General features: G+C 40.8%; 1 protein-coding gene. It reads right to left on the bottom strand.

The features are described from left to right. Positions 1-686, bottom strand: a 686-nt coding sequence (locus RM697_RS13690) for a lamin tail domain-containing protein (protein ID WP_489753215.1), incomplete at both ends; no start/stop codon positions are given.

Raw genomic sequence — 686 nt, forward strand, 5'->3', positions numbered from 1 at the left:
ACTGAGTTACCAGATCCTCCACTGCTTAATACAGTTTGACCTGCATTTAAATCGCCTGGACTCTCTGCAGATGGTCCTGACCATGCAAAGTCTGAACCTGTACTGCCCATTCCTGTTAATTGTATAGACTCATCATCTTCTCCTGGCTCTGATATCCCAACATCTGTCGATGTCATTCCATTGGCTGGACCATTAGTTGCCGTAAAAGACCCTTCATAACTAATAAATTCTATGGCTTCATTACTAGCATTTACCAAAGCAATACCATCTGGTTCACCATTCTGTATTCCAGATATTGCAAAAGAAACTGCTCCAAAACCACTACTGCCTTCATCATCAATACTTCCTGATAAAGAAGTAGTATTGTATGATGCTCCTCCATTACCATTATAAAGTACAATACTGTAACCTGTTAAATCAAAACCTGCTGTTCCTGCAACTTCTACAAACTCGCCAACATCTGATCCTGGATTGTCGTAATGGAACTCATTGATCCATACTGACGGCTCAGACATATCGTTACCTCCACATAAATCTGGAGCTGTTAAATTGCTTAAATCTGTACCTTCTGGATCACAGCCTCCACTAAATCCAAAACCATCTAACCAACTTGAAAATGCCGCATCTAAGGCGGCTTGATCTGCATAATCACATGCATTCACCGTTAAATCTGAAACGTCGTTGAT

The sequence above is a fragment of the Microcosmobacter mediterraneus genome, assembly GCF_031846265.1.
Lineage (GTDB): Bacteria > Bacteroidota > Bacteroidia > Flavobacteriales > Flavobacteriaceae > Microcosmobacter > Microcosmobacter mediterraneus.